This is a genomic window from Chryseobacterium taichungense, from assembly GCF_900109935.1.
Taxonomy (GTDB): Bacteria; Bacteroidota; Bacteroidia; order Flavobacteriales; family Weeksellaceae; genus Chryseobacterium; species Chryseobacterium taichungense.
This window is the reverse complement of the sequence record NZ_FOBV01000001.1, coordinates 163,543-190,509: the sequence shown is the minus strand read 5'-3', so window position 1 is coordinate 190,509 and position 26,967 is coordinate 163,543. Positions and strand designations below refer to the sequence as shown.

Here is a 26,967-nt window from a genome sequence, read left to right as displayed (position 1 = left end):
TCAAACAATTGCTCGATCGGGGCTAGGGTAACAGTCAATAATAGAAATACCGGAAAGCGGTAACCATTATAGTCCGAAAAATCAAATTTGTAAACCTTATTTTAAAAAAGTAATTTAGTACTATGAAAATTTACACAAAGACAGGCGATAAAGGGCAGACGGCATTGTACGGCGGAAGGAGAGTTTCAAAAGCCAGTGCAAGAGTCGACAGCTACGGAAATATAGACGAACTGAATTCATTCATCGGAATTGCAAAAAGCCATATTGAAGATGAAGAAGTTTTAAGACAATTAAAGAAAATTCAGTTTGATCTGTTTACAGTAGGATCCGAAGCGGCAACGCCGGTTGATAAGCTGATGCTGGCCAATGGCAAATCACGTCTTCCCTTGGTAATTTCCGATACAGAAATCGAAGAACTGGAAAACTGGATGGATGTTTTTGACGAAAAAGTAGAACCGTTGCAATATTTTATCCTTCCGGGAGGCGGAAAACCAGCGACTTTTTTACACGCTGCACGCACAATCTGCAGAAGGGCAGAAAGGTCCCTGGTCTTCTTAAATGAATCTGAAGAAGTTCGCCCGGAATTAATTAAATATCTGAACAGGCTCTCAGATTATCTGTTTGTTTTAGCGAGATACATATCAAAAATCAACAACGAACCGGAAGAATATTGGAATCCGAATGAAAGATAAAGCCTTACTTTTCATCAACGGTGATGCACCTAAATCTTTTCCGGATATAGAGGAATATGGCTTGATTGCCTGCACCGATGGAGCTTTTCATTATTTGAAGAATATGAATTTTCCTCTGGAAAAGCTGGATTTTATTTCAGGTGATTTTGATTCACATTCAGGGTCTGATGAAAATATTTATCAGGATAAATTTATTTATACTCCGGATCAAAACAAAACTGATTTTCATAAAGCACTCGAAATTATTCTCGAAAAAGGATTTACAGAAGTTGATGTTCTGGGAGGAAGTGGTGGTGAACAAGATCATTTCTTGGGAAATCTTACAGTAGCTTTCGGTTTTAAGAATAGATTAAATATAAAATTCTATGATGAGTTTTCTGAATATTATTTCATTCCGAAAAAGTTTACTCTGAAGGACGTAAAAGATAAAATGATTTCATTATATCCCTTTCCTTCTGTTGAAAATATTACAACCATAGGTTTGAATTGGCCATTAACAGACGCAAGCTTGAATATTATTTCCAATATTGGTACCCGGAATTTTGCCATTAAAAACGAAGTATCCATTGAATACGAAAAAGGCGATTTACTGATTTTTATTGGTAAAAATTATCTGTAATTTTAAACACAATTTATAATATCAATAGGGACGGGCTTTAGCCAAAACCTAAAAATGTTACGCAAATATCTGTGAAAAATCCATGAATTTGTGGGAAATAAAAAATGAAAAACCCAATTAAAATATTGTTTCTTATTATATCATTGCTTTGTGTTTTCTCATGCAAAACACAAAATTTTTCTACTCCCGAGTACGGAAAGAACATACCTGAGGAACATATTAGAATTAAAAAAGTCAACAATTTCAGATCCGTAGGAAACATCAGAAATATAGACGGAAGAACTTTAAAAGAAGGAAAATTTTACAGAAGTGCAAATCTTCATAAACTGAAAAAAAAATCCTTTACTCAATTTGAAAGCCTTGGAATAAAAGAAATTATCGATCTCAGAAATTCCAAAGAAATTGCTCAGAAACAGGACAATCTCCCGGATGATATTTTGTATAAAAATTATTCAGCTTTTGAAGATGAAGGCGATCAGCTGGATCAGGCTAGAAAATTAGTCTTAAAAGGAAAAGTCAATGGTGCTGATGCCGATAAAAGAATGATTGATTTCTATAAAGATTATGTTACGGAAAATCCGGAAATGATCCGAAAAATTATTACTGAAATTTTAGAATCTGATCGGCCTGTTTTATATCATTGTACTGCCGGAAAAGATCGAACGGGAATTATTACTGCATTGATTTTAAGTATTTTAAAGTTTGATAAGAATACAATCTACAATGATTACCTGATGTCAAATAATTACAGAAAAAAGCTGGTAGAAAAAAGACTGAATCTTGCTGATAATCTCCATTTCCTTTATCCGAAAATGGATGTCCGTGTTCTCGAAAAGCTGAGTTGGGTTGAAACTGATTATTTAAATGCAGCATTTAATGAAATCAATAAAGAATATGGCTCTGCAGATGCTTATATTCAAAAGGTTTTAAAAATATCTGATGATAAACGCGAAGAATATATCAGGAAGTTTACATATTGATAATTCTTACATATTTCGATATAAAAGTGATCCAAATTTTATAATAATTTTAACGCTAAAAAACCAAACTTTTTTAGCAATTTTGCAGTTCTTAATTCACTTGTTTAGAAATGAAAATAAAATACTCGGAACTAATTGATCAGACATTGTATTTTCCAACAGAAGAATTCAATGTTTCTGAGAACAATTTGTTGTTTCACGACATTCCGTTAATGGATGTTGTTGAAAAATTTGGCACTCCGCTAAAGATTAGCTACCTGCCGAGAATTTCTCAAAATATCCAGAAGGCGAAAAGCTGGTTCAAGGAAGCTTTTGAGAAAACCGAATATAAAAAAAATTACACCTACTGCTACTGTACAAAATCAAGTCATTTCAAGTTTGTACTGGAAGAAGCGCTGAAAAATGATATTTCCATAGAAACTTCTTCTGCTTATGACATGGATATCGTAAAATCTCTTTACGACAATGGAAAAGTTGAAAAAAATATTGAAGTAATCTGCAACGGTTTTAAAACGGATGATTATCTGGCGAAAATTTCAGATATGATTAACAGCGGGTTTGAAAATATTACGCCGATTTTGGATAATTACCGCGAATTGGATAAGTTAACGGAAAGTATCGACACCACATTTGATATAGGAATCAGAATTGCATCGGAAGAGGAACCGAAGTTCGAATTTTATACTTCCCGTTTGGGAATCGGATATAAAGATATTATCCCTTACTACAGCCAGAAGATCGCCGAGCATCCCAACGCAAGGCTGAAAATGCTTCACTTTTTCATCAATACCGGGATCAAGGACACAGCCTATTACTGGAACGAATTGTACAAATGTCTTCGTGTATATGCGCGTTTGAAGAAAATCGCACCCGAAGTAGATTCGTTAAACATTGGAGGAGGTTTCCCGATCAAGACTTCTCTTAATTTTGATTACGACTATCAGTATATGGTAGAAGAAATTGTTTCACAGATCAAAAAATTCTGTGAAGAGGAAGGAGTTGAAGAACCTAATATTTATACAGAGTTCGGAAGCTTTACCGTTGGAGAAAGTGGTGCGAATATTTATAAGATTATCTCCCAGAAACGTCAGAACGACAGGGAAAAATGGAATATGATCGATTCTTCTTTCATGACCACACTTCCTGATACATGGGCAATTTCAAGGCACTTTATCATGCTTCCGCTTAACAGATGGGAAGATACCTATGAAAGAGTTTTCTTAGGAGGATTAACTTGTGATTCGGATGATTATTATAATTCTGAGCAGCATACCAATGCCATTTATCTGCCGGTGTTCAGTGATACGAAACCTTTATATATCGGCTTTTTCCATACAGGAGCTTATCAGGAAACGATCAGTGGATTTGGCGGAATTCATCACTGTTTAATGCCACAGCCAAGACACGTTCTGATCCAGAAAGATGAAAATGGTGAGTTGCAGTACGAAATTTTCCGTGAAAAACAGGAGCCGGAAGATGTATTGAAAATTCTTGGATATAAATAATACGATCAATAGGAACGGGCTTTAGCCCGTTTAACAAAAGCATAACATTAAATTGGCTTTAGCCAAACTTACAGCAAAAAAGCTCTCAAAACTGAGAGCTTTTATTTTTAAAAATATTTTGAAATTTTATCCAATTCTAATTCTTCATAGTCGGAAACTACGGTGTCTGCCAAAGTATAATCCTGATTTTTAGAATTCGGACTTCTATAGGCGGCACAGAAAATTTTCGCCCGGTGCGCTGCCAGAATTCCATTGGTGGAATCTTCAATCACCATACAGTTTTCAACAGGTTCTTTTGCCATTTCTGCTGCCAGTAAAAAAACTTCAGGATGAGGTTTTGATTCTTTTAAATCAGCTCCGCTTATTTTTCCTGAGAAATATTTTTCCAGCTCAAATTTTTCAAAAACCATATTGATTGTCGTCATTGTCGCCGAGGATGCCAGGATTAAAGTAATCCCGTTTTCATAGTAATGCTCAATCAGTTCTTTTACTCCCGGAATTAAATCAAATTCTTCGTCATTATAAAAATAGTCCTTAAAATAATCCCTTTTTATTTTTGCTATTTCTTCAAAAGTCTGCTTTAAGTTAAAATTTTCAATTAAGGTATCACATACTTTTCTGGTAGATGCTCCTGTAAATGAGGTATAAAGATCTTCGGAAACATCGATTCCCAGTTTATTAAATGTTTTAAAGTAGGCTTTTCTGTGCAATGGTTCCGTATCCACAATCACGCCATCCATATCGAATAGCACAGCTTTTAATGACATAAAATTTTGTTTTCACAAAGGTAATGATTTTGGCTGGAAGCGGGGAAGTTGGAGGATGGAAGTTTAAAATACACTGCATAATTTTAGCACTTTTTATAAAACTTCCGGCACCCATCTTCCATCTTCTTTGTATCTTTGCCGAAATCATTTAATTTCAAATAAAACATGAAAACATACGCAGGAATTCCTGAAGAAAATGCATCATTAGAGAGCTCAAAAGTCATGCTGGTAACCGTTCCTTACGACGGGACTTCAACCTGGGGGAAAGGTGCCGACAAAGGTCCGGAATTGTTCTTAAATGCTTCCGAAAACATGGAGCTTTACGACATCGAGACTCAGACTGAACCTTATTTGGAAGGTGTTTATCTGGCAGGAGAAGTTTCTGAAAATTCGACTCCTGAAGCAATGACGGAGGCGGTTTACCAAAAAACAAAAGAACTTTTGAATAATAACGGTAAGTTATTCACCCTCTTCGGTGGAGAACATTCTGTTTCCATTGGTTCAATTCGTGCGGTGGGTGAGAAATTCGAAAATTTAACAGTTCTTCAGTTGGATGCTCACACAGACCTTCGTCCTGAGTTCCATGGATCTACTTCCAATCATGCCTGTGCAGTTTTTGAGGCCAATCAAAAACACAATCTGGTACAGGTGGGAATCCGTTCGATGGATATTGAGGAAGCTCAGTATTTACCGGAAGGAAGAGTATTTTTCGCTCACGAAATTGCCAACAATGAAAACTGGGTAAATGATGTATTGGAAAAAGTTTCCGGAAATGTATATATCACGATAGATCTTGATGCTTTTGATCCTTCCATCGCTCCGTCAACAGGAACTCCTGAACCGGGCGGCTTACAGTGGTATCCAACGCTGGAATTATTAAGAAAAGTATTTGAAAAATGTAATGTAGTGGCATTTGATATTGTGGAATTAATGGATTCTCCAATGGCTAAACCAAGTGCTTTCCTGGCCGCAAAGTTATATTACAAAATGCTTGCTTACTATCATCTTTATAACAACAATTAAATTCCGCAAGAATCGGATTTTTTCTGCCGTCTATTCTTTGGAAATTTGTGAGGTAAAAATAATGATATGTCCACACAAGATCAGATTGACTACGATAGAATTGCTAAAGCGATAGAATATATACGCAGCAATTTTAAGCTTCAGCCGAGTTTGGAGGAAGTGGCGGAGAGAATACATCTAAGTCCGGCTCATTTTCAGAAAATGTTTTCTGATTGGGCAGGAACAAGTCCGAAGAAATTTTTACAGTTCATCAGTCTTGAACATGCTAAAAATTTATTGAAGAAAGAAAAAGCGAGTTTATTTGATACCGCATATGAGACAGGGCTTTCAAGTACAAGCAGATTGCATGATCTTTTTGTGAAAATTGAAGGAATGTCTCCGGCAGAATATAAAAACGGTGGAAAAAGCCTGAATATCAATTACCATTTTTCCGAAAGTCCTTTTGGGAAAATCATTACAGCTTCAACCGAAAAAGGAATCTGTTATATGGCTTTTGAAAACGATATCCATAAAGCATTGGGAGATTTAAAAAATAAATTTCCCAATGCTTCTTTTTTTGAAAGGACAGACGAATTTCAGGAAAATGCCTTGTCTATTTTTAATAAAGACTGGACCCAGCTCAATACGATAAAATTACATTTAAAAGGTACCGATTTTCAGCTAAAAGTCTGGGAGAGCCTGCTTACAATTCCAATGGGGAAACTTTCGACTTATGGAAATTTAGCAGAAAAGATAGGAAGTCCGAAAGCTTCGAGAGCGGTGGGTACGGCAATAGGAAGTAATCCTGTAGCATTTTTAATTCCCTGCCATCGTGTGATCCAGTCTTCCGGAAATATCGGTGGTTATATGTGGGGAAGTGAAAGAAAGCAACTGATCATCGGCTGGGAAAGCTGTAAAGTTTATCAGGATGTTTAAACACAAATGGTACAAATTTTTTCACAGATAAACACAGATTGATTTTTTTAAACTTTTAAAAGTCAATTATTCTATCAATAGGAACGGCTTAGCCCGTTTTAAAGATATATAAATCAAAATTGGCTTTAGCCAAAACTTATTTTAAAAAACAACAAGCTCTTGTCATTTCTTACGAATCTGAGCAACGTATTTTTAAAATTTAAATCTAATAAATAAGCCAAGATTTCTACAGAATAAAAAAGTATAATAAACCCTAACCTCGACCTCAACCTCAACCTTAACCTTAACCTTAACCGCCATGCTCAATCTCTTTGAAGACATATCCGATTACCCATTAAATATCCTTCCCAATGACGGAATAGTTCACTACTACGGAAAAGTTTTTTCTAAAGAAAAGTCTGATTTCTATTATGATTATTTATTAAACCAGATTCCATGGGAAAATGATGAAGCAATGATTTTCGGAAAGTTAATTTTAACCAAAAGAAAAGTAGCCTGGTTTGGAGAAAAAGCATTTGAATACACCTATTCAAAACGCACAAAATATGCAAAATCATGGACTCCCGAACTATTAGAATTAAAACGGAAATGTGAAGAAGTTACAGGAGAAACGTACAATTCGTGTCTTCTGAATTTATATCATGACGGAAGTGAAGGAATGGCCTACCACAGCGATGCAGAAAAGGATTTGAAAAAACATGGGGCCATTGCTTCCCTGACTTTTGGAGCGGAAAGAAAGTTTATCTTTAAACATAAAACCACCAAAGAAAAAGTAGAAATATTCCTGGAAAACGGAAGTTTGCTGGTGATGAAAGGGGCAACGCAGGATCATTGGCTCCATAGACTTCCACCAACAACAAAAGTAAAAACCCCAAGAGTGAATCTTACCTTCCGGACCATTGAGGAATAAAAAATGGTGGCTTCGAGAATCTCAGCCACCATTTTTAGGTATACATTTTTAAGATATAGCCATCTCACTATCGGTGGCTGAGGACCTCGAAGCCACAGTTCTATTTCAAAACCTCAACCTCAAGCGAGCTGTCGCTAAATACTTTGATAAAAGCCTTAGTATAATCTTCCTTTGTCGCAAAATTCGGATTTTCCATAAACTTCTGCGGATTAATGGCAAAAAGCGGAAACCATGTTGACGAAATTTGAACCTGGATTTTATGCCCTTTTTTAAAAGTATGAACCACATCCTGCAGCCTGAAATTCACCGCCGTTTTCTGATTCGGAACCAAAGTTTCCGCTTTTTCCCTGGAGTTTCTGAATCTTGCCGGCATGATCTCGCTTCTTACCATCTGGTGATAGTTACCATAAATCACACCGTCCTTTTTTTCGGCTGGTTTAAAATCTTCAGGATAAATATCAATCAGCTTCACTGCAAAATCTGCGTCGGTAGAGGTGGAAGCGATGTTCAGTTTAGCCATAATTTCTCCCGCAAGAGTAAGATCTTCTGTTAAGGCATCAGTTGTAAACGTCAGAACATCTGGTCGTCCTTCGGCAAATCTCTGGTCTTCCGACATATAATTTCTGGGTGTAAAGCCATTAAAATCTTTAAGTTTATCAGAGCTCAGCACCGGATTATTCGGGTCACTGTAGTATTCTGAAAAGCCTTGTCCTGCTGAATTTTTCAAAGTTCCGCCTGATAAATAGAAGTTGACTTTTTCCACTTCTTTTGGCGGGTAGGTGGCAAATTCCCGCCATTGTTTTGCACCGGTATCAAACATAAGGGCTTCCGGTAAACCCGCATCCTGTTTGGTATTTCCTTTTAAATAATGATTGAAAAATTTAGTTTCAATATTCTTTTGATAATACGTGGCAATGCTATCCCCGAAATAGATGTCATTGTGGAAATGTTTCCCTTGTTCATAGGCCCAGGCTCCATGTGAAAAAGGTCCCATGACAATTGTATTTTTGGCTTTCGGACTTGTCTTTTCAATGGTTTTATAAATATTCAGCGGGCCGGATAGGTCTTCTGCATCAAACCATCCGCCTACGGTCATTACCGCATGATTTACGTTTTTTAGATGAGGTAAAAGACTTCTTTTCTGCCAGAATTCATCGTAATTCGGGTGATTCATAATTTCGGTCATAAAGAAATTGTCCTTATAATATTTTTCATAACCGTCTTTCAGAGTTCCCATGTCTCTGTAAAATTTCAGGCCATCTTCAGAAGTGGATTTAATCATCGTATCGTTGTACCATGCTTTATTTTCAGGTTTTGTTTTCTGAACGCCAAATACTGGAAAAGTTTTAAAATAGGCTAACATTACTTTTCCATTGTGGAGGAAATCATCATTCCAGAAATCTGAAATCGGAGCTTGCGGTGAAGAGGCAACTAATGCCGGATGCTGTGCCAGAACCCCGACTGCAGTATAGAATCCTGGGTATGAGGTACCGTATTGACCAACCTTCCCATTGTTTCCTTTTATATTTTTAAGAAGATATTCGATCGTATCATATGTATCAGTACTTTCATCAACATCTTTTTTTGTTTTTCGGTCCACCTGTGGGGTCATGTTCGTAAAAGTTCCTTCACTCATGTATCTGCCACGTACATCTTGTAATACAAAAATATATTTGTCCTGCATCAGGTATTTATTGGGTCCAAGCCTTTCCCTGTATTCATTTTCACCGTACGGCGCAATGCTGTAGCAGGTTCTCTGCATCAGAAAAGGATATTTGTTTTTACTGGAAATATCTTTCGGAATATAAACCGCTGTAAAAAGCTTCACCCCGTCACGCATCGGAATATAAAATTCCTTTTTGGTGAAGTTATCTTTCACAAAAGTATCTTCCTGATCTGTATTTTGTGCGTTTCCAAAAACGCAACATAGAATGAATAAAATTGAAAAATGAATCTTCATATATAAAATTTGGGGCTAATTTAATGATAAATGATTTTATTTACTGTTGGCCGGGACAAGATTTCTGAAAGAATTGACATCCGTGACCTATACAAAAAGCAAAAAATTCCGGTAGGCCTTCCATTTGTTTTAATAAACGCTCCAACCTGTTAGAAGCAACGTTCAGGCATTTGGTTGAGGCTGTCAACCATTTCGATGAAACGATCAAGCGTTTCGAATAAACGATCAATCGGTCCGGAGAAGCAATCAACCAGTCCGAAGAGGCGATCAGTCACTCCGAAGAAGCGTTCAACCGGTCCGAAGAAGCGATCAACCACTCCGAAGAGGCGATCAAGTACAATTTATTACATTTCAGTGTTTTACAGCTTTGTCGGAAATAGGGTTGATGGCAGATGTGCTTAATGACAAACAAAAAAAAGCATCCCCGGAAGAGGATGCCCTTGTGTCAATAATTTTAATCTATTGAGTTTTTGTCTTTTTTCCTGCGAATTTATTGAGCTTCATCGTTAATGAAAACATCATGTATCTTTTCAGGATCAGGTCGTCGCGGTCTTCAAAATAAGTGCTGGTGATCACTCTTCGTACGCTCTGGTTTTGATTCAGGACATCATAAACTTTCACTTTAGCAGTCAGCTGCTTATTGAAGAATGAATAGCCCACGCTGGTATTCCAGAAGTAAAAATCTCTTTTAAAACCGGGAGCAATATTAGTGCTGGTATTGTATTCCACGTCATTTCCTAAGATCAGCCTGCTTTTGAAAATATAATTGGTAAGTTCCAGCTTCAGAGCCTGGTTGCTGGTATTTACATCATCGATGATGTAGTTTTTATATTTTGAAAAATTATATCCGATCGTGTACGAAGGTTTTACGGTAAGTTTTTCTTTGATTTCATAAGTTAAATTGATGCCTGGATTGATGCTGTACGACTGGCTGATGAATTCCTGGCCGTTCACGAAACCTTTGCTGAATGAATAATTCGTATTGAATCTCGGGTTGATCGTCAGCTTATTTTCTTTCCATTTAAAGGTTTTGCTGAAGCTTCCTCCGAGGTTAAAGTTTTTATTTCCGCTGATATTGGCGTAGGTGATCAGCTGTCTTCCGCTCTCATCAAAAGAAGCGTAGTTTATAATGTCATTATTTCTGTAGGTAAATCCGATATTCAGGTAGTAGTTGATATTCTTGACCATATTGAAATTGTTGAGATAAAGGTACGTGGAATTGCTCCATGTGTTCTTCAGATCCGGATTTCCCTGGAAGGTCACCAAAGGATTGGAGAGGTCACGGTAAGGAGTAAGCTGCTCCGCCGTCGGGATGGTAAAGTCTGAGAAATGATAAAGATTTAAACGCTTATTCTGCGCAAACTCATAGTTTAATCCAACGTTGTAGCCGGGAAGGACAAAGTTTTTCTGCAAATCGTAATTCTGGCCGGTGTAGCTCGAATTTACATTCATGTTTGAAATATCTGCATTAAAGGAACCCCAGGCACTGATTTTCTTCTTGTTGAGTTCAAAGGATAATTCAGGGGTAAACTGATCAATCTTCTGGCTCATCCGGTTCGACAGAACATCGTTGTAGCTGGAATAATCCTGTGTCGCCGCATTGAAATCATTTACATCCCGCAGGTTCCTCATGTCGGATGAATTATAGCTGATGCCCAGACCTATACTTAAAGAATCCGACAGTGGTTCCGAGTAGCCCACGCTCATGCGGTAATTGCTGTTGAGGTTTTTCTTTACCGAATACTGGTTCCTGTTGTCAGAAGAAAGAGGCGAGTAGAAAATGTTTTCAGAACGGTTTAGCTTGTTTTCCTTGTTTTCACTGATGTTGCTGTTCAGGTTGGCGTGCATCTCTCTTCCTTTTTTCCGGAATTTCTTGGAGAAATAAAGGTTGGGATTAAAAGAGTTGTTCTCAGAATCGGTTTTGGTGTAGTTATCACTGGTATTCAGGAGCACACTGTCTCTGAATGTCCTGGAATTTGAGGCATTGAAATTATGGGTCTCATTTCTTGCGAACGAAGGTGAAAAGTAAATGCTCGTGAGAGAATCCAGTCTCACTCTTGCTGAAAGATCAAAATTGTACTGTCTCGATTCATTGTCACCATTGTTTTCAGAATCTGTTTTTAGAGTGTAATCAGGAAGTAGAGTAGTTCTTGATACTTTGGATCTTGTTTCGAGATTGTTGTTGATGTGAATTAAGCTCAGATTATCCAGGTCGGTATCTTTCCCGAATTTATCACTGTAATTGAAGCCGATGGTCGTAGATTTCTGAATACCTTTGGTGTTGGCTCCTGCCGAAGAATAATAGGTAACACCTCCGGAAGTGAATACGGAACCGCCTTGCATCAGCCAAGAATTCCTTCCGCGTCCCATACTGTCGAAAACCTCATCGCTGGAAAATCCCTGGGAATTTATGTTATTGGAAGCGGCCAGAAGGCTGATTTTTGTATCGTTTTTAAAATAACTCAACAGCCCGCTTCCCTCGTATCTCTTATCAGAGCCATAGCCCACTGTAAGTCTTGAGATAAGCCCTTTATTTTTCTTTTCGTCAATATTAAAATTGATGGTAGCATTATTGGATTTTGAAGCTTTCCCGCTCAGTTCCTCTTCTTTGGTTTTGGTGGTGGTGAACTGAATGTTTTTGATAATATCTGCAGGAAGATTCTGGAGGGCTATTCTTCCGTTTTTGTCGAAGAAAGGCTTTCCGTTGATGGTAATTTGATCAACCTCTTTGCCATTGATCGTAATTTTTCCGTCGTTATCGATCTGAACACCGGGAATCTGCTTTAGAAGCTCCTCAATTTTACTGTCAGGGCGAACTTTTATAGAAGATGCATTAAATTCAATCGTATCCTTTTTAATCTTTACAGGGGAAGCTGTAAGTTTGACTTCCTCAATATTGGTGACCGAATTTTTTTCCATTTCAATATCACCCAGGGAAAATGATTTTTCAATTGTTTCTAAACGCCTGGAAAAAGAGAGCATTTTGTCGGCATCTATTTTCAGAATGCTGGGCTCGCTCAGTTCGTCGGCTTTCAGGGAAAACTTACCTTCACGGTTGGTCGCGGTATAGTTGATGATAGAGGAGTCTTTTTCTTTAAGAAGATAAACCGTTGCGTTTTCAATAGGCTTTTTTTCGAAGTTGAGAATTTTTCCGTCGATGTTTAGTTTTTGTGCATTAAGAATCACAATGTTGAATGTCAGGATAAGCAGGATTGCTAATTTCTTCATGTAATATAGATTATTAGAGCCGCAAAAGTATAAAAAATCTCATTTAATTCACAATTAATAGAGTTAAATACAGTTAATCTTTTCCCTAAATTACGGGTTAACTGTTAATTTTTCTATAAAAACAAAAAACATCCCGGTGATATAGGATGTTTTTTTTAAATATAATGAGAGTTCTTATGCTCTCAGATATCTTGAGTATGCATAGCCTTCCTGTCCGTCGGAAGTTTTCACCTTCCACCAGTCATCAGAAGTTTGCTCGACCAGCGTTATTGAAGACCCTTTACTTACTTTACCAATAATCGCAGCATCTGTAGAAGGCTCCTGTCTGATATTCAGATTAGAATCATCGGTGGCAACAGTAAGCGGTGTGCCTGCTGTCAGACCTGAAACCTGAACATCAATATTGATGTCTGAAGCGGAATACGTAGAATCAATCGCTCCTAAAGCATTCCAGACAGCATCTTTTGAAGCGGTACTGGAAGCATTTCCCGAAACGTACAGAATACCATCCTGTTCCTGAACTTTAAGATCGGAGATTCCTGCGGACTGTGCTGCAGAAACCACGCTTGAATATTTGTCCTGTAATGTGCTCATGGTGATTGTTATTTAACAGTATAGTTATAATTTACTTTTCCTACTTTTAAAGCATCCACGGATTCTTTAACTTTTCTTGCATCTGAAGAGGAAATATTTCCCGTAAGTGTCAGTTCTCCGTTGATGACTTCCACTTTCACTCCCGGAATATCCTTTACGGCATCTTGTACTTTTTGTTGTACGGTAGGATCTACGGCAGACTGAGTTTCCACCGGTGTAGGCGTGGCAGCAGCAGGCGCTACTGTAGCCATATCGTGTACGTCTTTGATTCCATTGATGGCTTTCAGCTGTTTGATCATGGCATCTTTTGCTTCCTGACTTTCAAAAGTACCGCTTAAGTGGGCAACACCATCTTTTACTTCTACAGAAGCTCTGGGATTTGAAGTTACTACAGTCGTTGCCTGGGTTTGAAGGTCGGCATCAGAAACTTTCTTTTTACAGGAAACTGATCCGAAAGACACAGCTACAGCCAAAGCAGCCATTGCAATAGTTTTTTTCATAGTGGTATATTTTGATTTGTTAATATGCTTAAATGTAACAATAAAATTTGTACCAAAAGATAAATAAACCTTCTATTTTGCCAAATATTGATATAATTCAGCCAAATTAAGTTTGTAATTTATGATACCATTACAGTGATTATGCGTAAAGTAGGATTGGAAGCAATTGTAAAAATATTATATTTGCCAAACTTGAATTATCAATATGAAAGGACAGAATAAACTATTTATAGCGATTGTGATTGCCCTTATTCTGGGAGTCGGAATTGGCGGATTTGTACACCTGCAGTACCCGGAAAGTGCAGAGCCTTTTTCCAAAAATATAAAACTCCTGGGAACTGTTTTCATCCGTTTGGTACAGATGATTATTGCTCCTTTGGTATTCACAACTCTGGTCGTGGGAATTGCCAAGATGAGTGATATTAAAATGATCGGAAGGGTAGGGACAAAAGCAATGCTGTGGTTTATTTCCGCCTCTTTGGTATCCCTTTTTATAGGGCTTATTTTGGTCAACTGGCTTGAACCGGGACACGTAACAAAACTGCCGATTCAGGATGCAGCATCCGCAGAAGAGTTGTTGAAAAGCAGTAAAGGATTTTCAATGGAAGATTTCGTAAAACATGTCATTCCCAAAAGTATCTTTGAAGCTTTTGCAACCAATGAAGTGCTGCAGATCGTCGTATTTTCCATTATGTTTGGGATTGCACTGGCCAATCTGGGTGATGAATATTCACAACCTGTCGTAAAGCTGTTTGATATTGTTGCACACGGGATCCTTAAAATGGTGGGATATATCATGTGGTTCGCTCCTCTCGGAGTTCTGGGCGCAATTGCTGCAGTTGTGGCAACCAACGGATTTGAGATTTTTAAAGTTTATGCCATTTATCTCAGGGATTTCTTCTTTGCTTTAGGAATACTTTGGCTGGTTCTTTTACTGGTGGGATATTTAATTATCGGCAACCGCCTTTTCGAATTATTAAGAAGAATTAAAGAACCGTTGCTGATCGCCTTCTCAACGACCAGCTCCGAAGCAGTCTTCCCGAAGTTGGTGGAAGAGCTCGAAAGATTCGGATGTAACAACAGGGTGGTATCTTTTATTCTGCCTTTAGGCTATTCATTCAATCTGGATGGAAGTATGATGTACATGACATTTGCATCCATTTTCATCGCACAGATCTACGGAATTGAAATGACGATCGGACAGCAGATTACCATGCTTCTGGTTTTAATGCTCACTTCAAAAGGTATCGCAGGCGTGCCACGAGCTTCTCTGGTCATTATCGTAGCCACCTGTTCCATGTTTGGAATTCCGCCGGAAGGGATCGCTCTTATTTTGCCTATTGACCATTTTTGCGATATGGGAAGAAGCATGACCAATGTTCTCGGAAATGCTCTGGCTACCTCAGCGGTTTCCAAATGGGAAGGACAGTTGGATAATCACGGCGGCGATTTATAAAATATAAATTTCAGCTTTAGCTGGTGAATGGTCAATAGTGTTTTTCATTGTTGACCATTTATTTTTTTAGGAGCTGTTTCCTGCTCTCACTACTCGCTTTTTTATATTCTTCCGCGGCGGCAAAGCCGCCGCGGAAGAATATAAAAAGAGCTCAGACATGCCGTTCGATCAGGGCTAGGAAATGCTGTTTTCTTTGAAGTTTTGTTCGATGAATAAAGAAGCAATTGTTTGATTGAAAGAAATCTTTGCATCTTTGCGTTAGAAATGAGTCTCCAGAATAAAACGATAAAAATGAATTTACAAAATCATAAAGATTTAATACAAGAAAACGGCTTTACAATAATCAACAATATTTTTTCGGATGAAGAAACTGAAAAGATAAGTGAGTTCATTCAACATATAGACACTTCCAAAGAAACCTTCAGGAAATCGGAAGACCTTTTCGCCATTCGGCAGTTCCTGAAAGAAATTCCCAACGTGAAAGATTTAATCTTTAATGAAAATATTAAAAGCATCATCAAGGATATTTTCGGGAGTGACTATTTCGTAGTAAAAAGTATTTATTTCGATAAACCTGAAAAATCAAACTGGTATGTTGCTTATCACCAGGACCTGACCATTTCAGTAGACAGAAAAGCTGAACTCCCGGATTTCGGTCCGTGGACAACCAAGCAAAATCAGTTTGCGGTTCAGCCTCCACTTGATATTCTCGAAAATATTTTTACCATCAGAATTCATCTTGATGATACCGATGAAAACAATGGTGCACTGAAAGTCATTCCCGGATCTCATGCCAAAGAAATTTACAGACCCGAAACCATCGACTGGACCATCGAAACCGAGGAGATCTGCAGGGTAGAAAAAGGGGGAATTATGATTATGAAACCTTTGATTCTGCATGGTTCCAACCGCACCACCAACGGAAAGAGAAGGAGAGTCATTCACATCGAATTTTCCGACAGGGAATTACCGTGCGGATTGAGCTGGTCGGAGAGAATGGAGTTTGAAAATTGATACAAAACCGGATAAAGCCCTGAAACGGTAGGATCTTTCTTCCAATCCTATGATCACCGGAAAATGACAAGTCTATCAATTATCCGATAAATTGAATTGTCGAGTCAAAAATAAACCTCTTTCCATAGAAAGAGGTTTATTTTTTACCATTCGGCGTTGATTATTTCTCCGTATTTTGTTTTGATATTATCCGGCATGTACAAAAGCAATATCAGAAATTCTTTTCCGGGTTCTTTATTTACGAACATGGGAAGGTCAACTATCATGTTTTTTTTGAGAATGTCTTCTACTTCCTGATCTTTATCCCCAAAAGTTGTTAGCGGAGTAAGTTCATCTATCTTTGAAAGATCATTTATTTTTACTTTATAAATGGCAAAAGGATTTTTCGGCGAAAAATTTCTGATTGCAGAAAGATCGGACTTGTCACCTTTCTGTAATTCATCGAAGCACGTTGTAAACTCAAACCCTATGAACTTAGATTTGTTTTTATCAAGATAAGCAAAGGTCTTTTCTAAAGCTTTTGCGGTGGTCTTTTCCTTCTCCATATCAAACCTGTATTTTGGAGAACACGCAGAAATAGAATATTCACCATTGTATTTATTTAATAAAATAAGATAGGTTTCACCTGGTTTTACATCGATCTCACATGCTCCCGAATACGAATTACCGATAAGGCCGCGCACATTCAGAATTTTGAACTCTTTCCCTTTATAGATTTTCTCAAATTTAATGTCAGCTTTATAAGTTCTTTGCTCCGTATTTTCACCATAAACCTTCATAATCCGGATAATTCCTGCAACATCTGCAGCCAGATAGTTCTCTGCCAACGGATCTATATTACATTTGCATGCAGGAATGCTTATGATGCACAGAATCAAAAGCAATAACGAGAATAATTTTTTCATAATTAATTATTTAACAGAAATCTCATCAATAAAAATATACGCGTCTCCGCCGGCTCCCTGGTGCCATTCCGGAAGCTTGCCGAAATGATAGGCTTTTACTTTTATATATCGGGCCTGCGTTGGCAACACTTCAGCTGAAAAATCTTTTACCTGAACGGTTTCATCTTTCGGATCAATTGTATTTTCTACAGTTTTCAGCAAAATATAATCTTTGCCGTTGTTGGAAACATAGTATTCAACTTTTTTCGGCATTAAAATCCACGCTTTGCTGTCCTGAAGATAGGTTGATGACAATTGGGTAAATTGCTGTGGAGACTTCATATCAATAATCGCCTCAAAAGTCTGTCCCTGGTAGCCCAGCCATTCTCCTTTTCTCCAGTTGGTGTCGCCGTTGATTCCGTCAATTAAAGAGAGATTTCCACTGGCGGTATATTGTGGAGTAGCTGTAGAATTGACCGTAATGTTCCAGTTATTGGGTCTTCTGTTAAAATTTGCATGTACAATCGAACTTTTCTCACCATTTCTCTCAGCATATGCTGAAACCTGTGTTGTTTTTGTGATCGTGAAAGGTCCTTTATAAGCTATAAACATTTTCCTTACGTTGGCATCTCCTTCATCCAGGGTCATGTAATAAATTTTGTCATCTGGACGTAGTGCTGCGATTTCCACCTTGGTATTCAGATCAAAAATCCTTGCTGCCGAAATAACGGGAGAAGGTGTTAATTCATCATATTTAAAATCTTTGAAGTATTTTACATTTTCAAAACCAAGTTTTTTGAGTTCATCTCTGCTTGTATTTCTAGTGATTGTACGCATGGTCCCGTCTTCAAGATGGATTTTAACCTCATCAAAATATGGTTTTGTGGTTTGCCATTCAGGTAATCCCGGGGTTACAGAATAGATTCCCATGGCACTCAGAATGTACCAGGCACTCATCTGTCCACAATCTTCATTTCCGATAAGTCCGTCCGGGGAATTTTTATAATAATTATCAAGGATGAATTTTATTTTGGCATCTGTTTTCTCAGGTTTATCTACATAATTATAGAGATATGCAATATGGTGGCTCGGCTCGTTTCCCTGTGCGTATTGGCCGATCAGACCAGTGATATCCACCTGCTCTCTGCCTGTGGTTTTATCAGGAGCAGAAAAGATAGCATCGATAAATTGCTCGAATTTTTCTTTTCCGCCATGGGCTGCAATCAGGCCGGGAATATCCTGTTGAACGGAATAGGAGTAGTGCCACGAATTTCCTTCGGTATAATTATTATTAACTTCTCTGGGTTCAAACGGCTCATACCAGTTTCCGTTCTTTCTGGGCTGCATAAATCCGTTTTTAGGATTATAAAGATTTTTCCAGTTCTGGGAACGTTTCATGAAATATTGGTAATCTTCTTTTTTACCTAAAATTTTGGCCATTTGGGCAATGCACCAGTCGTCATAAGCATATTCCACCGTTTTGGAAACGCTTTCATGTTCATCATCAATGCTAATGAAATTATTCTGTTTGTATGCATTTAAACCAAAAATATCCAGCATGGCAGAATGTTTAGAAGCTTCGAATGCCTTTTCGTAATCAAAGCCTGTAATTCCTTTCGCCATTGCATCTGCAATCACTGAAACAGCATGATAACCGATCATACACTCCGTTTCGTTGGAAGCCAGCTCCCAAACCGGAAGCTTTCCGCCCTGTTCGTATTGCTTGATAAATGTATTGATGAAATCAGCCGTTCTTTTTCTGTCGATCAACGTCATCAGAGGATGTGCGCCTCTAAATGTATCCCAAAGAGAGAAAACACTATAATAATCGAAACCATTGGCCATATAGAACTTGTTGTCCCGCCCTCTGTATTTCCCGTCTACATCCATATTGATGTTGGGTTGGGTGAAAACGTGATACATTGCCGTATAGAAAACCGTCAGTTTGTCTTTATCGGAAGATTTAACTTCTATTTTTGATAATTCTTTATCCCAGTCGGCCACAGCTTGCTTTCTGATTGATTCAAAGTCATTTGACTTACCTTCTGCCAGCATATTTTTTCCTGCACCTTCATAGCTTGTGGGAGAAATCGCCACTTTTACACTGATTTTTTCTCTTTTTTCCACGTTAGCTGAAAAAGCTAAGGCAAGTTTTGTTCCTGCAAAAAGGTTAGTTTCCTCTTTTCCATTTACCAGTTTCTTTGATATTTTCATCGGTTTTGAAAATTCAATTCTTGCATAAATGTATTGGTTGGTCGCCCAGGCCTCACTTCTGCGGAAAACTTCGATGGTTTTGTTATCGATGATTTTAACTTCTCCTTCCAATAATTTATCCCTGTGATTTAAGTCTAAAATAATATTGGCCGTTCCTGCATTGTTGAAGGTGTATTCATGATAACCAACTCTTTTTGTCGTTGTTAGTCGTACGTCAATATTGTGCTTATCTAATTTAACCGAATAAAATCCTGCGGAAGCTCTTTCGTTTCTGTGAGAAAATTTTGAAGAATATTCATTTGGAGTCAATCCGGGTTTTCCCATCGTAGGCATGAGCATAATATCTCCGTAATCAGAAACTCCCGTTCCGTTCAGGTGCGTATGCGAAAATCCATAGATCACAGAATCCGAATAGTGATAACCGCTGCAACCGTCCCAACTTCCGTCGATTCTTGTATCCGGTGAAAGCTGTACCATTCCGAAAGGAACAATGGCTCCGGGAAAGGTGTGGCCATGACCGCCCGTACCGATAAACGGATTCACATATTGCGAATAATTTTGTGAAAACAGATTATGAAAAAAAATTCCTAAAAGAATGATCAATATTCTTTTCATTAGTTATAAATTAAAATTTCCCTAAAATACTATAAAATTAGCTTCTGCAAAAGAAAATATCTATCAGTCTCTTTACTTATTCTAAATAGGTTAATTTTTCGTAAATTTGTAAACAATTTATTAGTTTATGTTGACGAAAGAAAAGGTTCAGAATTTCCTTAAAGAGATAGAAGTTGATGATTTGGTAAACAATCTTCAGATCATGGGTAATGACGTTTACATTGATATGACAGCTCATTCGCCTGCCATGCACGAAAAGAAAAAGCTTGAGGCAGCCATGAAACAGGCTTTCGCCAGCGAATTTGGAGAAGAAGTTCATTTGAAATTGAAGATCGTTTCTCCGGAACCTAGTGAGATTCAGCAAAGTCAGATCAAAGGGAAACAAATTCCTGGAATTCAAAATATTATTGCCATCGCTTCCGGAAAGGGAGGTGTAGGTAAGTCTACGGTTTCTGCAAATATGGCAGTTACATTAGCAAAAATGGGTTTTAAAGTAGGTTTACTGGATGCCGATATCTACGGACCTTCGGTTCCTACAATGTTTGATACAGAAGGGCAAAAACCAATTTCTGTAGAAATCGAGGGAAGAAACCTGATGAAGCCTATCGAAAATTATGGTGTGAAAATGCTTTCCATCGGATATTTTTCAGGTGCTAATCAGGCCGTTGTATGGAGAGGGCCGATGGCTTCTAAAGCTTTGAATCAAATGATCAGAGATGCAGCCTGGGGAGAATTGGACTTTTTACTGATTGATCTTCCTCCGGGAACGGGTGATATTCACCTTTCCATCATTCAGGAAGTTCCTGTAACGGGAGCGGTAATCGTAAGTACACCTCAACATGTCGCATTGGCGGATGTAAGAAAAGGAATCGCTATGTTCCAGATGGAGAGCATCAATATACCTGTATTGGGATTAATCGAAAATATGGCGTATTTTACACCGGAAGAATTACCGGACAATAAATATTATATCTTTGGTAAACAGGGAGCACAATATATGGCTGAGGATCTGGGAATACCTGTATTGGGAGAAATTCCTCTTATCCAGAGCATCAGGGAAGCAGGAGATGTTGGAAGACCAGCTGCATTGCAGGAAAATTCTAAAATCGCAGAGATTTATACAGAAACAGCCAGAAATATGGTAGAAAGTCTTGTAGAAAGAAATAAAAATCTTCCTCCGACAGAAGCTGTTAAGATCACGACGATGGCGGGATGCTCACCAAAAGCAAAGTAATATTTCAATAATTGAAAACCCAATTGAACAGAAAAAATATGGAAACAAATATAACACACGAAGATACAGTAACAAGGGTATTGGAAGCTCTGGAAAGCATCCGGCCGTTTCTCAATAAGGACGGTGGTGATATTGAACTGATTGATGTGAAGGATAACTTGGTTTATGTAAAACTTTTAGGCAACTGTTCCGGATGTTCATTAAATTTTTCAACCTTAAAACTTGGTGTTGAAAATACAATAAAACAACATGCTCCGGAAATTGAAAAAGTGATAAGCGTAGAGTAAAAGTATTTTAAAAAAATATTTTTTAAACAGACCTTTTAAGCATTAAGGTCTGTTTTTTTATGTATGATGTCTTTTACTTGTCATTAAAATGTGGCATGATTTATGGTGGTTGATGAACTGTATTGAGTTCCAAAGATGGGATTTGGACAAATATTTGATAATTTAAGTATAATCATGTGATACAGAATTTTATCATATCGCATCTTATTGATTTTAAGAAATTATTAGATATTTTGTGAAAAATTTATAGTAATATTTCTACGTGCTTGAGAATATTATATGTATTATTTTTGTAGAAAATATTTACAGTGCTGATATGGGGGATTATGCTTGTAACATACTTTTTTATTCATATAATTTAAATGTTTAGTAATTTTTAAAGGACTTTTTAAAAATTATTCCAATTGCAGATTCCTGAATTTTCCGGAATCAGAAAACTGGTGTTATTAAATTTGAAAAAACTTCCTCATAGAAGGGTTAAGAATATGATTGTATGTGGTATTTGGTCTGTAAATTGTATTAAAATTGTAAAATAAAGAGAAGCTTATTTTCCCCGCTCAAAGGAAAATTTATTAAAAAAACTAACTCTATGAAAAATATACTCATTGCTGATGGTCACTATGTAGTAAGGACAGGTACAGCTCTGGTTCTAAAATCAAAACTTCAGTATAATTGTGATATAGATTTTGCAGAAACTTATTCCGAAACAAAGGATATGATTTCTGAAAAAATATATGATCTGTTGATTATTGATATCGATATACCGGGTAGTATTTTCAAGGCAATGGTAAAAGAGCTTAAGAAAAAGCAAAAATCGCTTAAGATTTTATTTTTTTCAACATATGATGAGAACGTAGGGATTCAATACATCGAAGAAGGAGCAGCAGGATATTTAAGTAAAGGCGCTTCAGAATCTGAGATTATAACTGCTGTTACTGCCATGTTTGAAGAAGGGTATTATTATACCATTAATATGATGAAAAAACTGGTTACACACTCTACCGACAGTCATTCCGTAGAAAGGCTTTCAAAGAGGGAATTCCAGATCTTCAAGTTGCTGGCGCAAGGTAACGGAAATATAGAAATTTCAAACATCCTTAATCTTAAGATGTCTACCATAAGCACTTACAAGAAAAAAATATTTGAAAAACTACAGGTGAAAAATGTGGTCGATCTTGTAAGAATTTATGACGACATGCATTAGAATATAAATCCGGTACAATCTACCGGATTTTTTATAAATGACTCATACCGCTGGACCTGATAAAATTTATTTTAACGGGGTATACAAAAAAGCCCCGGCAAGCGGGACTCATTTTAATCAACTAATAATATATTCTATTTTATAATCACTCTTTTTATATGGCCTTCAGACGTCTTTATGAGATAAACCCCAGTAGAAAGTTTTGAAGTGTCAATCGTTAGAGCATTCTTCTCTTTCCCGATCAGCTTTCCAGACATATCGTACAGTTCGTAGCCCTGTGCTCTGTTAAAATATAATGGATTGCCTTTTGCAACCGGATTTGGGAATACATTGAATGTTGCTTTCTCAGGTTTTACCTCACCTGTTGCCAGATTACCTGCGCCACCAACTTCGTACATTGATAATGTTCCGCTGATTTCATTGGCAACAACCACATAGCCTTTTCCGGAGGTTGTGTTTTCCGGAGCAATATAAATGATTCCTTCCGGACCATTGTCACCACCATAAGCAGAAGTCATACGGGAATTTTTATAATCCGTAAAAGTAGGATTATTAGGATCTGAAATATTGTACACCATTACTCCTCCCGTACGTTCCAGAGTAATAAAGGCATACGTCTGTCCATTAATATTTCCCAGAGCAACACCTTCAGGCTCGGGTCCTTTAGCACGGCTTCTATTCTTTACGGTATTCGATTCATTATCGGCATTAAAGATCAACGGATGATTGGCTGCAATATATCTCTCAAACTGATCGCCACTGTCGTAAACAATTTGTTGGGTATCTGCATTGAAAATTGAAAAAGAACGGGCACCCAAAGCCGCTATTTCTTCAAAGTCTGCATCACCGTCCGTATTTCCGGTAGCATTGGAAACCCTGAATCTCCCAAGATTATAGGAAGCTTTTAAAACAGTTGACTGAGGAAATAATGAAGCGTCTAATGTGTAATTATTGGCTCCTACTGTCGTTCTTTCGCTGAATCCTGAAAGATCTTTTTCATCTCCCTCGTTGGCTGTTACGATATAATGCGTATTTCCTACCGTATAATTTTGAATGGCATCCGGAGTGTAATATGCTTTTACCGGCCAATTGGCGATTAAAATTTCATTATTATTATCAGAGGCATCAAAGCCGTTTCCCGGAATACTCATGTCTTTTTTACCTAAACCCCAGATTCCTGTAATGGTTTTTGTGGTTAAATTCACTTCTGCCACAGCATTATTTTCCTGAAGGGTTACCCAGGCTTTTTGGCTGTCAGAGCTTATCGTAATATATTCAGGTTCTAAATCCTGAGAAAGTGTGTTGTTGGTTCTTATTTTTCTTAAGCCTGTTGCTGCTAAAGCCGCTACCTGTGAATCGAAGGCATTAAAATTAAGTGTTGTAACATTGCTTTGGGTAAGATTGGCAATTCCTCCGGAAATATCAATAATACTTACCGTTCCTTCCGGGTCTACTGTATAGGCATCGTTAGGCTCTCCTTCATTGGCGGTCATTACTTTTGTGCCATCTGGAGAAAAAGTGATCATATCCGGTAATGCACCGACTGTTACCTGCTTAAGGAAATTACCGTTAATATCAAAGAAAACCACAGAACCATTCTGCTGTGGATCTGTATTGGGTGACGCAGCAGCAATGATGCCATTCTTCACTGCAATGCTGGTAATACCACCGTAAGGAGCCATATTAATAGTGTTAATTACCGATGGCGTGTTTGGATTACTGAAGCTGATAATATCAAAAACATCAGTGATTGAACTTATGGTAAACAACCTTTGTGTTGCAGGATCATGAACAACAATTTCAGTAGAACTGTTGTTGCTTCCTGACGGATCAAAGCTTCCGATATAATTTAATGCTATCTGATGAGAAGGATTCGGTGCAGGCTTGTCATTATCAATAATATAAACGGTAGCATTAGAATCCCCGGAAATGGTTGCTCCTACAGGGTTTTCAAGGCTTACCACGAAATATTCTGCCTGTTGTTCTTCTAAAGTGTCATCGGTGATGGGAATATTTACGGTATAGCTTGTTGTCGAAGGAGTAAGTGTAATGGTTTGATTGGTTAACGTAAAATCATTACTGTCTGCCGTACTGAAAGGTGCCGGTTTTACCACAAGATTCACGGTAGCATTTGAAGGATTGGCAATATTTAATTTAAATGCTAAAGCTCCTGAGTTTTCATCGACTTTAATGAAATTTTTATCTAAAGAAATGGATGCTCCTGCTGTTGTAAAGGTTGTGGCTGTTGCCGCAGTCACCGCATTATCATTTGTGTCCTCGACAGTATTGGGTTTTAGCGCCAGATAATACGTCTGATTAGGAACTAAAACTGAAGTTGGGATTATGGTAATCTTATTGTTTAAAAAAGTAGTGGTGAAAGGGATCTGGGTTCCTGAAGCATTACCCAAACGGAAATCAACAAGATCTTGTGCATTCGAATCACTGATCACAGTATTGTCAATTAACCTTACATTTTCATTAAATGAAATGGTAGGATTTACAGTAGTTGAAGCGTTATCCGTATTATTTGACGGAAGATAAGTGACCGTTGGCGGTGTAGTGTCCGTCCCATTTATTGCCGTTGCATCAACGGTAAAATTGTCGAAGCGGTTATTTCCTCCTGTTCCTCCTCCGGTAACAGAAAATTCAACTTTAAGCTTGAAATTAGGATTGTTCGCTACACCTGCAACTCCTGAAAAATCAAATGTAATCAGTTGCGGGTTAGCATCCTGTGGCGATACGGTCTGATAGGTCTGAAAATTGGTTCCGTCCGTGGAATAAGACCATGTCTGTGTTCCAGCTCCTGAACCCGATCTTCTTGTCGTAAACTTTACAACAACATTTTGATAACCTGTAGTGGGAAGATTAAACTGCAGATTTCCATTGATAGGGAAGTTGTATCTTAAATGAGCTCCGGCAGCATCTCCGTTTCTGGCATTGAGGTTTTCATTGCTGAAGTTTTGTCCTGTACCACCTGCGAAATCTATTTCCGTTGTGCCGTTGATGACAGCAGTCATTGATCCTCCGGTTAAGCTTAACGTCGGAGTGGAAATGGCTGCAGCTGATGTATTGTTGTTAAAATTCCAGTAGTGGATAAGTGAAGTCTGTCCGAAAACCGCTCCCTGAAGAAAAAATGCGGCTACCACAGAACCTTTAAAAAAGTAATGATTAATCATTTTTGCTGATATTAAATTTATACAAAAATGAGACTTCTCCTTTTTAAAGATTTTAAGATAATTTTAATAAATGATTAATAAATAGGTAATTATTACTGTATCTGATGAAAGAAAAATGAAACCGTAAGCTATGGATCGCTATCAGAATGCTCTAAAAACGATTGTTGAACTTCATTGAATATTAGTTTTGCTACTTTGATACATGTCCTGAAAAATTCAGGTTTTTTCCTGTTGTCTTTCGTCCTTCAAGAGGATGCTTCTGCATATAAAAAAATCCCGAAATAGCAGTCAGAACCAATAAAATAAAAGCAACCAGAAAAATTCTTTTTATCATTTCTTTCATATTGCCAGATTTTTAATGTCCTTAATTTCTAATGTTGAGGTAGGGTACCCTTTCTGTACCGCGTTGATCATCGCTTTACCCACTTCTTGTAAAGTTAATGATTTTGACGGTAATATAATAGGAAATATCCAAATAATTGGCTTAAAAAACCATTTTACATTTTTCTGACCTTCAACAGGTTTCATGAAACCCGGACGAAAATTATACTCACCGCGGAATCCAAGCTTTCTTAAATCATTTTCCGTTTTTCCTTTTACTCTTGCCCACATAAACTTGCCGCTTTCCGTCTTGTCGGTATGCGCTCCCGAAACGTAGTTGAAAACCATATCAGGGTTCTGCCCCAGAACAGCTTTGGCAAAATGCATCGTGGTGTCATAAGTGATTTCAGTGTATTCTTCTTCGCTCATTCCTACACTGCTGATACCGGCACAGAAGAAAGTAGCGTCGTACCCTTTAAAGTTTTCATCATTAAGATCAATTGCGAGAAAGTCAGGAACGATATACTCTTTCAGTTTCGCATGTTTTTTTCCGGAAGGCTTTCGGCTTACGCTCAGGATTTCTGAAACGTTGGGATTTTCAAGGCATTCCATCAGAACACCTTCACCTACCATTCCTGTAGCTCCGGTCAGTATTATTTTAATTGAGTTCATTTCATAATATTATTACTATTGCTGACGTATCTGATCATGTTTTACTTTAACATGCAGCATAAAAATGATAATTTTTTTCTTAGGAATAAAGGTGTAAATATCTTTAACCTAAAACGTCGATACCTTTTGAGTAAAACGTCGAAGGGTTTTCCCTGAAACGTCGAAAGGTTTTTAATAAAACGTCGAGACGTTTTTTA

General features: G+C 37.6%; 22 protein-coding genes. 12 read left to right on the top strand and 10 right to left on the bottom strand.

Annotated elements, in window-relative coordinates; all coding sequences use genetic code 11:
- The first annotated feature begins 122 nt into the window (after window positions 1-122).
- The 4 genes from BMW64_RS00895 (at window position 123) to BMW64_RS00880 (ending at window position 3,796) form a co-directional block, all read left to right on the top strand.
- On the top strand, window positions 123-692 hold the full coding sequence (locus tag BMW64_RS00895; RefSeq protein ID WP_089997977.1) for a cob(I)yrinic acid a,c-diamide adenosyltransferase: 570 nt from the start codon (window positions 123-125) through the stop codon (window positions 690-692).
- Window positions 682-1,311 carry a thiamine diphosphokinase gene (locus BMW64_RS00890; RefSeq protein WP_089997976.1) on the top strand — a complete coding sequence of 210 codons (630 nt, stop codon included), beginning with the start codon at window positions 682-684 and terminating at the stop codon, window positions 1,309-1,311. Before BMW64_RS00895 ends, BMW64_RS00890 begins: the two co-directional genes overlap by 11 nt.
- Window positions 1,312-1,415: 104 nt before the next feature.
- Window positions 1,416-2,291 carry a tyrosine-protein phosphatase gene (locus tag BMW64_RS00885; protein ID WP_089997975.1) on the top strand — a complete coding sequence of 292 codons (876 nt, stop codon included), beginning with the start codon at window positions 1,416-1,418 and terminating at the stop codon, window positions 2,289-2,291.
- Window positions 2,292-2,401: 110 nt separating this feature from the next.
- Window positions 2,402-3,796 carry a type III PLP-dependent enzyme domain-containing protein gene (locus BMW64_RS00880; protein WP_089997974.1) on the top strand — a complete coding sequence of 465 codons (1,395 nt, stop codon included), beginning with the start codon at window positions 2,402-2,404 and terminating at the stop codon, window positions 3,794-3,796.
- 107 nt (window positions 3,797-3,903) lie between these two features.
- Here the strand turns inward: BMW64_RS00880 and BMW64_RS00875 are convergent, their stop codons facing one another.
- Window positions 3,904-4,563: an HAD family hydrolase gene (locus BMW64_RS00875; protein WP_089997973.1), complete on the bottom strand. Its 660-nt coding sequence runs from the start codon at window positions 4,561-4,563 to the stop codon at window positions 3,904-3,906.
- A 165-nt stretch (window positions 4,564-4,728) separates the two neighbouring features.
- Between BMW64_RS00875 and speB the strand changes: the two genes are divergently transcribed.
- The 3 genes from speB to BMW64_RS00860 all read left to right on the top strand — a co-directional run bounded on the left by speB (window position 4,729) and on the right by BMW64_RS00860 (window position 7,411).
- On the top strand, window positions 4,729-5,586 hold the full coding sequence (speB, locus tag BMW64_RS00870) for an agmatinase (protein WP_089997972.1): 858 nt from the start codon (window positions 4,729-4,731) through the stop codon (window positions 5,584-5,586).
- A gap of 66 nt (window positions 5,587-5,652) precedes the next feature.
- Entirely contained in the window at window positions 5,653-6,501 is an 849-nt protein-coding gene (locus BMW64_RS00865; protein WP_089997971.1) for a bifunctional helix-turn-helix domain-containing protein/methylated-DNA--[protein]-cysteine S-methyltransferase, read from the top strand.
- A 298-nt stretch (window positions 6,502-6,799) separates the two neighbouring features.
- Window positions 6,800-7,411: an alpha-ketoglutarate-dependent dioxygenase AlkB family protein gene (locus BMW64_RS00860; RefSeq protein ID WP_089997970.1), complete on the top strand. Its 612-nt coding sequence runs from the start codon at window positions 6,800-6,802 to the stop codon at window positions 7,409-7,411.
- Window positions 7,412-7,511: 100 nt separating this feature from the next.
- Here BMW64_RS00860 and BMW64_RS00855 read toward each other — a convergent pair whose 3' ends face one another.
- The 4 genes from BMW64_RS00855 to BMW64_RS00840 form a co-directional block, all read right to left on the bottom strand.
- Window positions 7,512-9,371: a CocE/NonD family hydrolase gene (locus BMW64_RS00855; protein WP_089997969.1), complete on the bottom strand. Its 1,860-nt coding sequence runs from the start codon at window positions 9,369-9,371 to the stop codon at window positions 7,512-7,514.
- Window positions 9,372-9,830: 459 nt separating this feature from the next.
- Window positions 9,831-12,599, bottom strand: a complete 2,769-nt coding sequence (locus BMW64_RS00850) for a TonB-dependent receptor (protein ID WP_089997968.1) — start codon at window positions 12,597-12,599, stop codon at window positions 9,831-9,833.
- A gap of 174 nt (window positions 12,600-12,773) precedes the next feature.
- Window positions 12,774-13,193 (bottom strand): SH3 domain-containing protein, encoded by a 420-nt coding sequence (locus tag BMW64_RS00845; RefSeq protein ID WP_089997967.1) that lies wholly within the window; start codon window positions 13,191-13,193, stop codon window positions 12,774-12,776.
- Between the two features lie 8 nt (window positions 13,194-13,201).
- Window positions 13,202-13,693: a BON domain-containing protein gene (locus BMW64_RS00840; protein ID WP_089997966.1), complete on the bottom strand. Its 492-nt coding sequence runs from the start codon at window positions 13,691-13,693 to the stop codon at window positions 13,202-13,204.
- 205 nt (window positions 13,694-13,898) lie between these two features.
- Here BMW64_RS00840 and BMW64_RS00835 point away from each other — a divergent pair, with 205 nt between their 5' ends.
- Together BMW64_RS00835 and BMW64_RS00830 are read left to right on the top strand one after the other, a co-directional pair.
- Window positions 13,899-15,149 carry a dicarboxylate/amino acid:cation symporter gene (locus tag BMW64_RS00835; protein ID WP_089997965.1) on the top strand — a complete coding sequence of 417 codons (1,251 nt, stop codon included), beginning with the start codon at window positions 13,899-13,901 and terminating at the stop codon, window positions 15,147-15,149.
- A 291-nt stretch (window positions 15,150-15,440) separates the two neighbouring features.
- Entirely contained in the window at window positions 15,441-16,163 is a 723-nt protein-coding gene (locus BMW64_RS00830; RefSeq protein ID WP_089998486.1) for a phytanoyl-CoA dioxygenase family protein, read from the top strand.
- A gap of 143 nt (window positions 16,164-16,306) precedes the next feature.
- Here the strand turns inward: BMW64_RS00830 and BMW64_RS00825 are convergent, their stop codons facing one another.
- Both BMW64_RS00825 and BMW64_RS00820 read right to left on the bottom strand, forming a co-directional pair.
- Window positions 16,307-17,068 carry a hypothetical protein gene (locus BMW64_RS00825; protein WP_089997964.1) on the bottom strand — a complete coding sequence of 254 codons (762 nt, stop codon included), beginning with the start codon at window positions 17,066-17,068 and terminating at the stop codon, window positions 16,307-16,309.
- 6 nt (window positions 17,069-17,074) lie between these two features.
- Window positions 17,075-19,876, bottom strand: coding sequence for a GH92 family glycosyl hydrolase (locus BMW64_RS00820; protein ID WP_089997963.1), 2,802 nt, complete (start codon window positions 19,874-19,876; stop codon window positions 17,075-17,077).
- 127 nt (window positions 19,877-20,003) lie between these two features.
- Here BMW64_RS00820 and BMW64_RS00815 point away from each other — a divergent pair, with 127 nt between their 5' ends.
- The 3 genes from BMW64_RS00815 (at window position 20,004) to BMW64_RS00805 (ending at window position 22,601) form a co-directional block, all read left to right on the top strand.
- Window positions 20,004-21,110, top strand: a complete 1,107-nt coding sequence (locus BMW64_RS00815) for an Mrp/NBP35 family ATP-binding protein (protein ID WP_089997962.1) — start codon at window positions 20,004-20,006, stop codon at window positions 21,108-21,110.
- 38 nt (window positions 21,111-21,148) lie between these two features.
- Window positions 21,149-21,397 (top strand): NifU family protein, encoded by a 249-nt coding sequence (locus tag BMW64_RS00810; RefSeq protein ID WP_066439129.1) that lies wholly within the window; start codon window positions 21,149-21,151, stop codon window positions 21,395-21,397.
- 589 nt (window positions 21,398-21,986) lie between these two features.
- Window positions 21,987-22,601, top strand: a complete 615-nt coding sequence (locus BMW64_RS00805) for a response regulator transcription factor (RefSeq protein ID WP_089997961.1) — start codon at window positions 21,987-21,989, stop codon at window positions 22,599-22,601.
- 134 nt (window positions 22,602-22,735) lie between these two features.
- Here the strand turns inward: BMW64_RS00805 and BMW64_RS00800 are convergent, their stop codons facing one another.
- The 3 genes from BMW64_RS00800 to BMW64_RS00795 form a co-directional block, all read right to left on the bottom strand.
- Window positions 22,736-25,777, bottom strand: coding sequence for a choice-of-anchor I family protein (locus tag BMW64_RS00800; protein WP_089997960.1), 3,042 nt, complete (start codon window positions 25,775-25,777; stop codon window positions 22,736-22,738).
- 190 nt (window positions 25,778-25,967) lie between these two features.
- The gene (locus BMW64_RS20545) at window positions 25,968-26,120 is read right to left on the bottom strand and encodes a hypothetical protein (RefSeq protein ID WP_175443587.1); all 153 of its coding nucleotides are present in this window, start codon (window positions 26,118-26,120) and stop codon (window positions 25,968-25,970) included.
- Window positions 26,117-26,770 carry an NAD-dependent epimerase/dehydratase family protein gene (locus BMW64_RS00795; protein ID WP_089997959.1) on the bottom strand — a complete coding sequence of 218 codons (654 nt, stop codon included), beginning with the start codon at window positions 26,768-26,770 and terminating at the stop codon, window positions 26,117-26,119. The genes BMW64_RS20545 and BMW64_RS00795 overlap by 4 nt, the downstream gene beginning before the upstream one ends.
- Window positions 26,771-26,967 lie beyond the last annotated feature (197 nt).

Excerpts from the sequence above, each read along its gene's own strand:
- BMW64_RS00895 (WP_089997977.1), top strand. The coding sequence starts at position 123 with ATGAAAATTTACACAAAGACAGGCGATAAAGGGCAGACGGCATTGTAC.
- BMW64_RS00890 (WP_089997976.1), top strand. The coding sequence starts at position 682 with ATGAAAGATAAAGCCTTACTTTTCATCAACGGTGATGCACCTAAATCT.
- BMW64_RS00885 (WP_089997975.1), top strand. The coding sequence starts at position 1,416 with ATGAAAAACCCAATTAAAATATTGTTTCTTATTATATCATTGCTTTGT.
- BMW64_RS00880 (WP_089997974.1), top strand. The coding sequence starts at position 2,402 with ATGAAAATAAAATACTCGGAACTAATTGATCAGACATTGTATTTTCCA.
- BMW64_RS00875 (WP_089997973.1), bottom strand. The coding sequence starts at position 4,563 with ATGTCATTAAAAGCTGTGCTATTCGATATGGATGGCGTGATTGTGGAT.
- speB (WP_089997972.1), top strand. The coding sequence starts at position 4,729 with ATGAAAACATACGCAGGAATTCCTGAAGAAAATGCATCATTAGAGAGC.
- BMW64_RS00865 (WP_089997971.1), top strand. The coding sequence starts at position 5,653 with ATGTCCACACAAGATCAGATTGACTACGATAGAATTGCTAAAGCGATA.
- BMW64_RS00860 (WP_089997970.1), top strand. The coding sequence starts at position 6,800 with ATGCTCAATCTCTTTGAAGACATATCCGATTACCCATTAAATATCCTT.
- BMW64_RS00855 (WP_089997969.1), bottom strand. The coding sequence starts at position 9,371 with ATGAAGATTCATTTTTCAATTTTATTCATTCTATGTTGCGTTTTTGGA.
- BMW64_RS00850 (WP_089997968.1), bottom strand. The coding sequence starts at position 12,599 with ATGAAGAAATTAGCAATCCTGCTTATCCTGACATTCAACATTGTGATT.
- BMW64_RS00845 (WP_089997967.1), bottom strand. The coding sequence starts at position 13,193 with ATGAGCACATTACAGGACAAATATTCAAGCGTGGTTTCTGCAGCACAG.
- BMW64_RS00840 (WP_089997966.1), bottom strand. The coding sequence starts at position 13,693 with ATGAAAAAAACTATTGCAATGGCTGCTTTGGCTGTAGCTGTGTCTTTC.
- BMW64_RS00835 (WP_089997965.1), top strand. The coding sequence starts at position 13,899 with ATGAAAGGACAGAATAAACTATTTATAGCGATTGTGATTGCCCTTATT.
- BMW64_RS00830 (WP_089998486.1), top strand. The coding sequence starts at position 15,441 with ATGAATTTACAAAATCATAAAGATTTAATACAAGAAAACGGCTTTACA.
- BMW64_RS00825 (WP_089997964.1), bottom strand. The coding sequence starts at position 17,068 with ATGAAAAAATTATTCTCGTTATTGCTTTTGATTCTGTGCATCATAAGC.
- BMW64_RS00820 (WP_089997963.1), bottom strand. The coding sequence starts at position 19,876 with ATGAAAAGAATATTGATCATTCTTTTAGGAATTTTTTTTCATAATCTG.
- BMW64_RS00815 (WP_089997962.1), top strand. The coding sequence starts at position 20,004 with ATGTTGACGAAAGAAAAGGTTCAGAATTTCCTTAAAGAGATAGAAGTT.
- BMW64_RS00810 (WP_066439129.1), top strand. The coding sequence starts at position 21,149 with ATGGAAACAAATATAACACACGAAGATACAGTAACAAGGGTATTGGAA.
- BMW64_RS00805 (WP_089997961.1), top strand. The coding sequence starts at position 21,987 with ATGAAAAATATACTCATTGCTGATGGTCACTATGTAGTAAGGACAGGT.
- BMW64_RS00800 (WP_089997960.1), bottom strand. The coding sequence starts at position 25,777 with ATGATTAATCATTACTTTTTTAAAGGTTCTGTGGTAGCCGCATTTTTT.
- BMW64_RS20545 (WP_175443587.1), bottom strand. The coding sequence starts at position 26,120 with ATGAAAGAAATGATAAAAAGAATTTTTCTGGTTGCTTTTATTTTATTG.
- BMW64_RS00795 (WP_089997959.1), bottom strand. The coding sequence starts at position 26,770 with ATGAACTCAATTAAAATAATACTGACCGGAGCTACAGGAATGGTAGGT.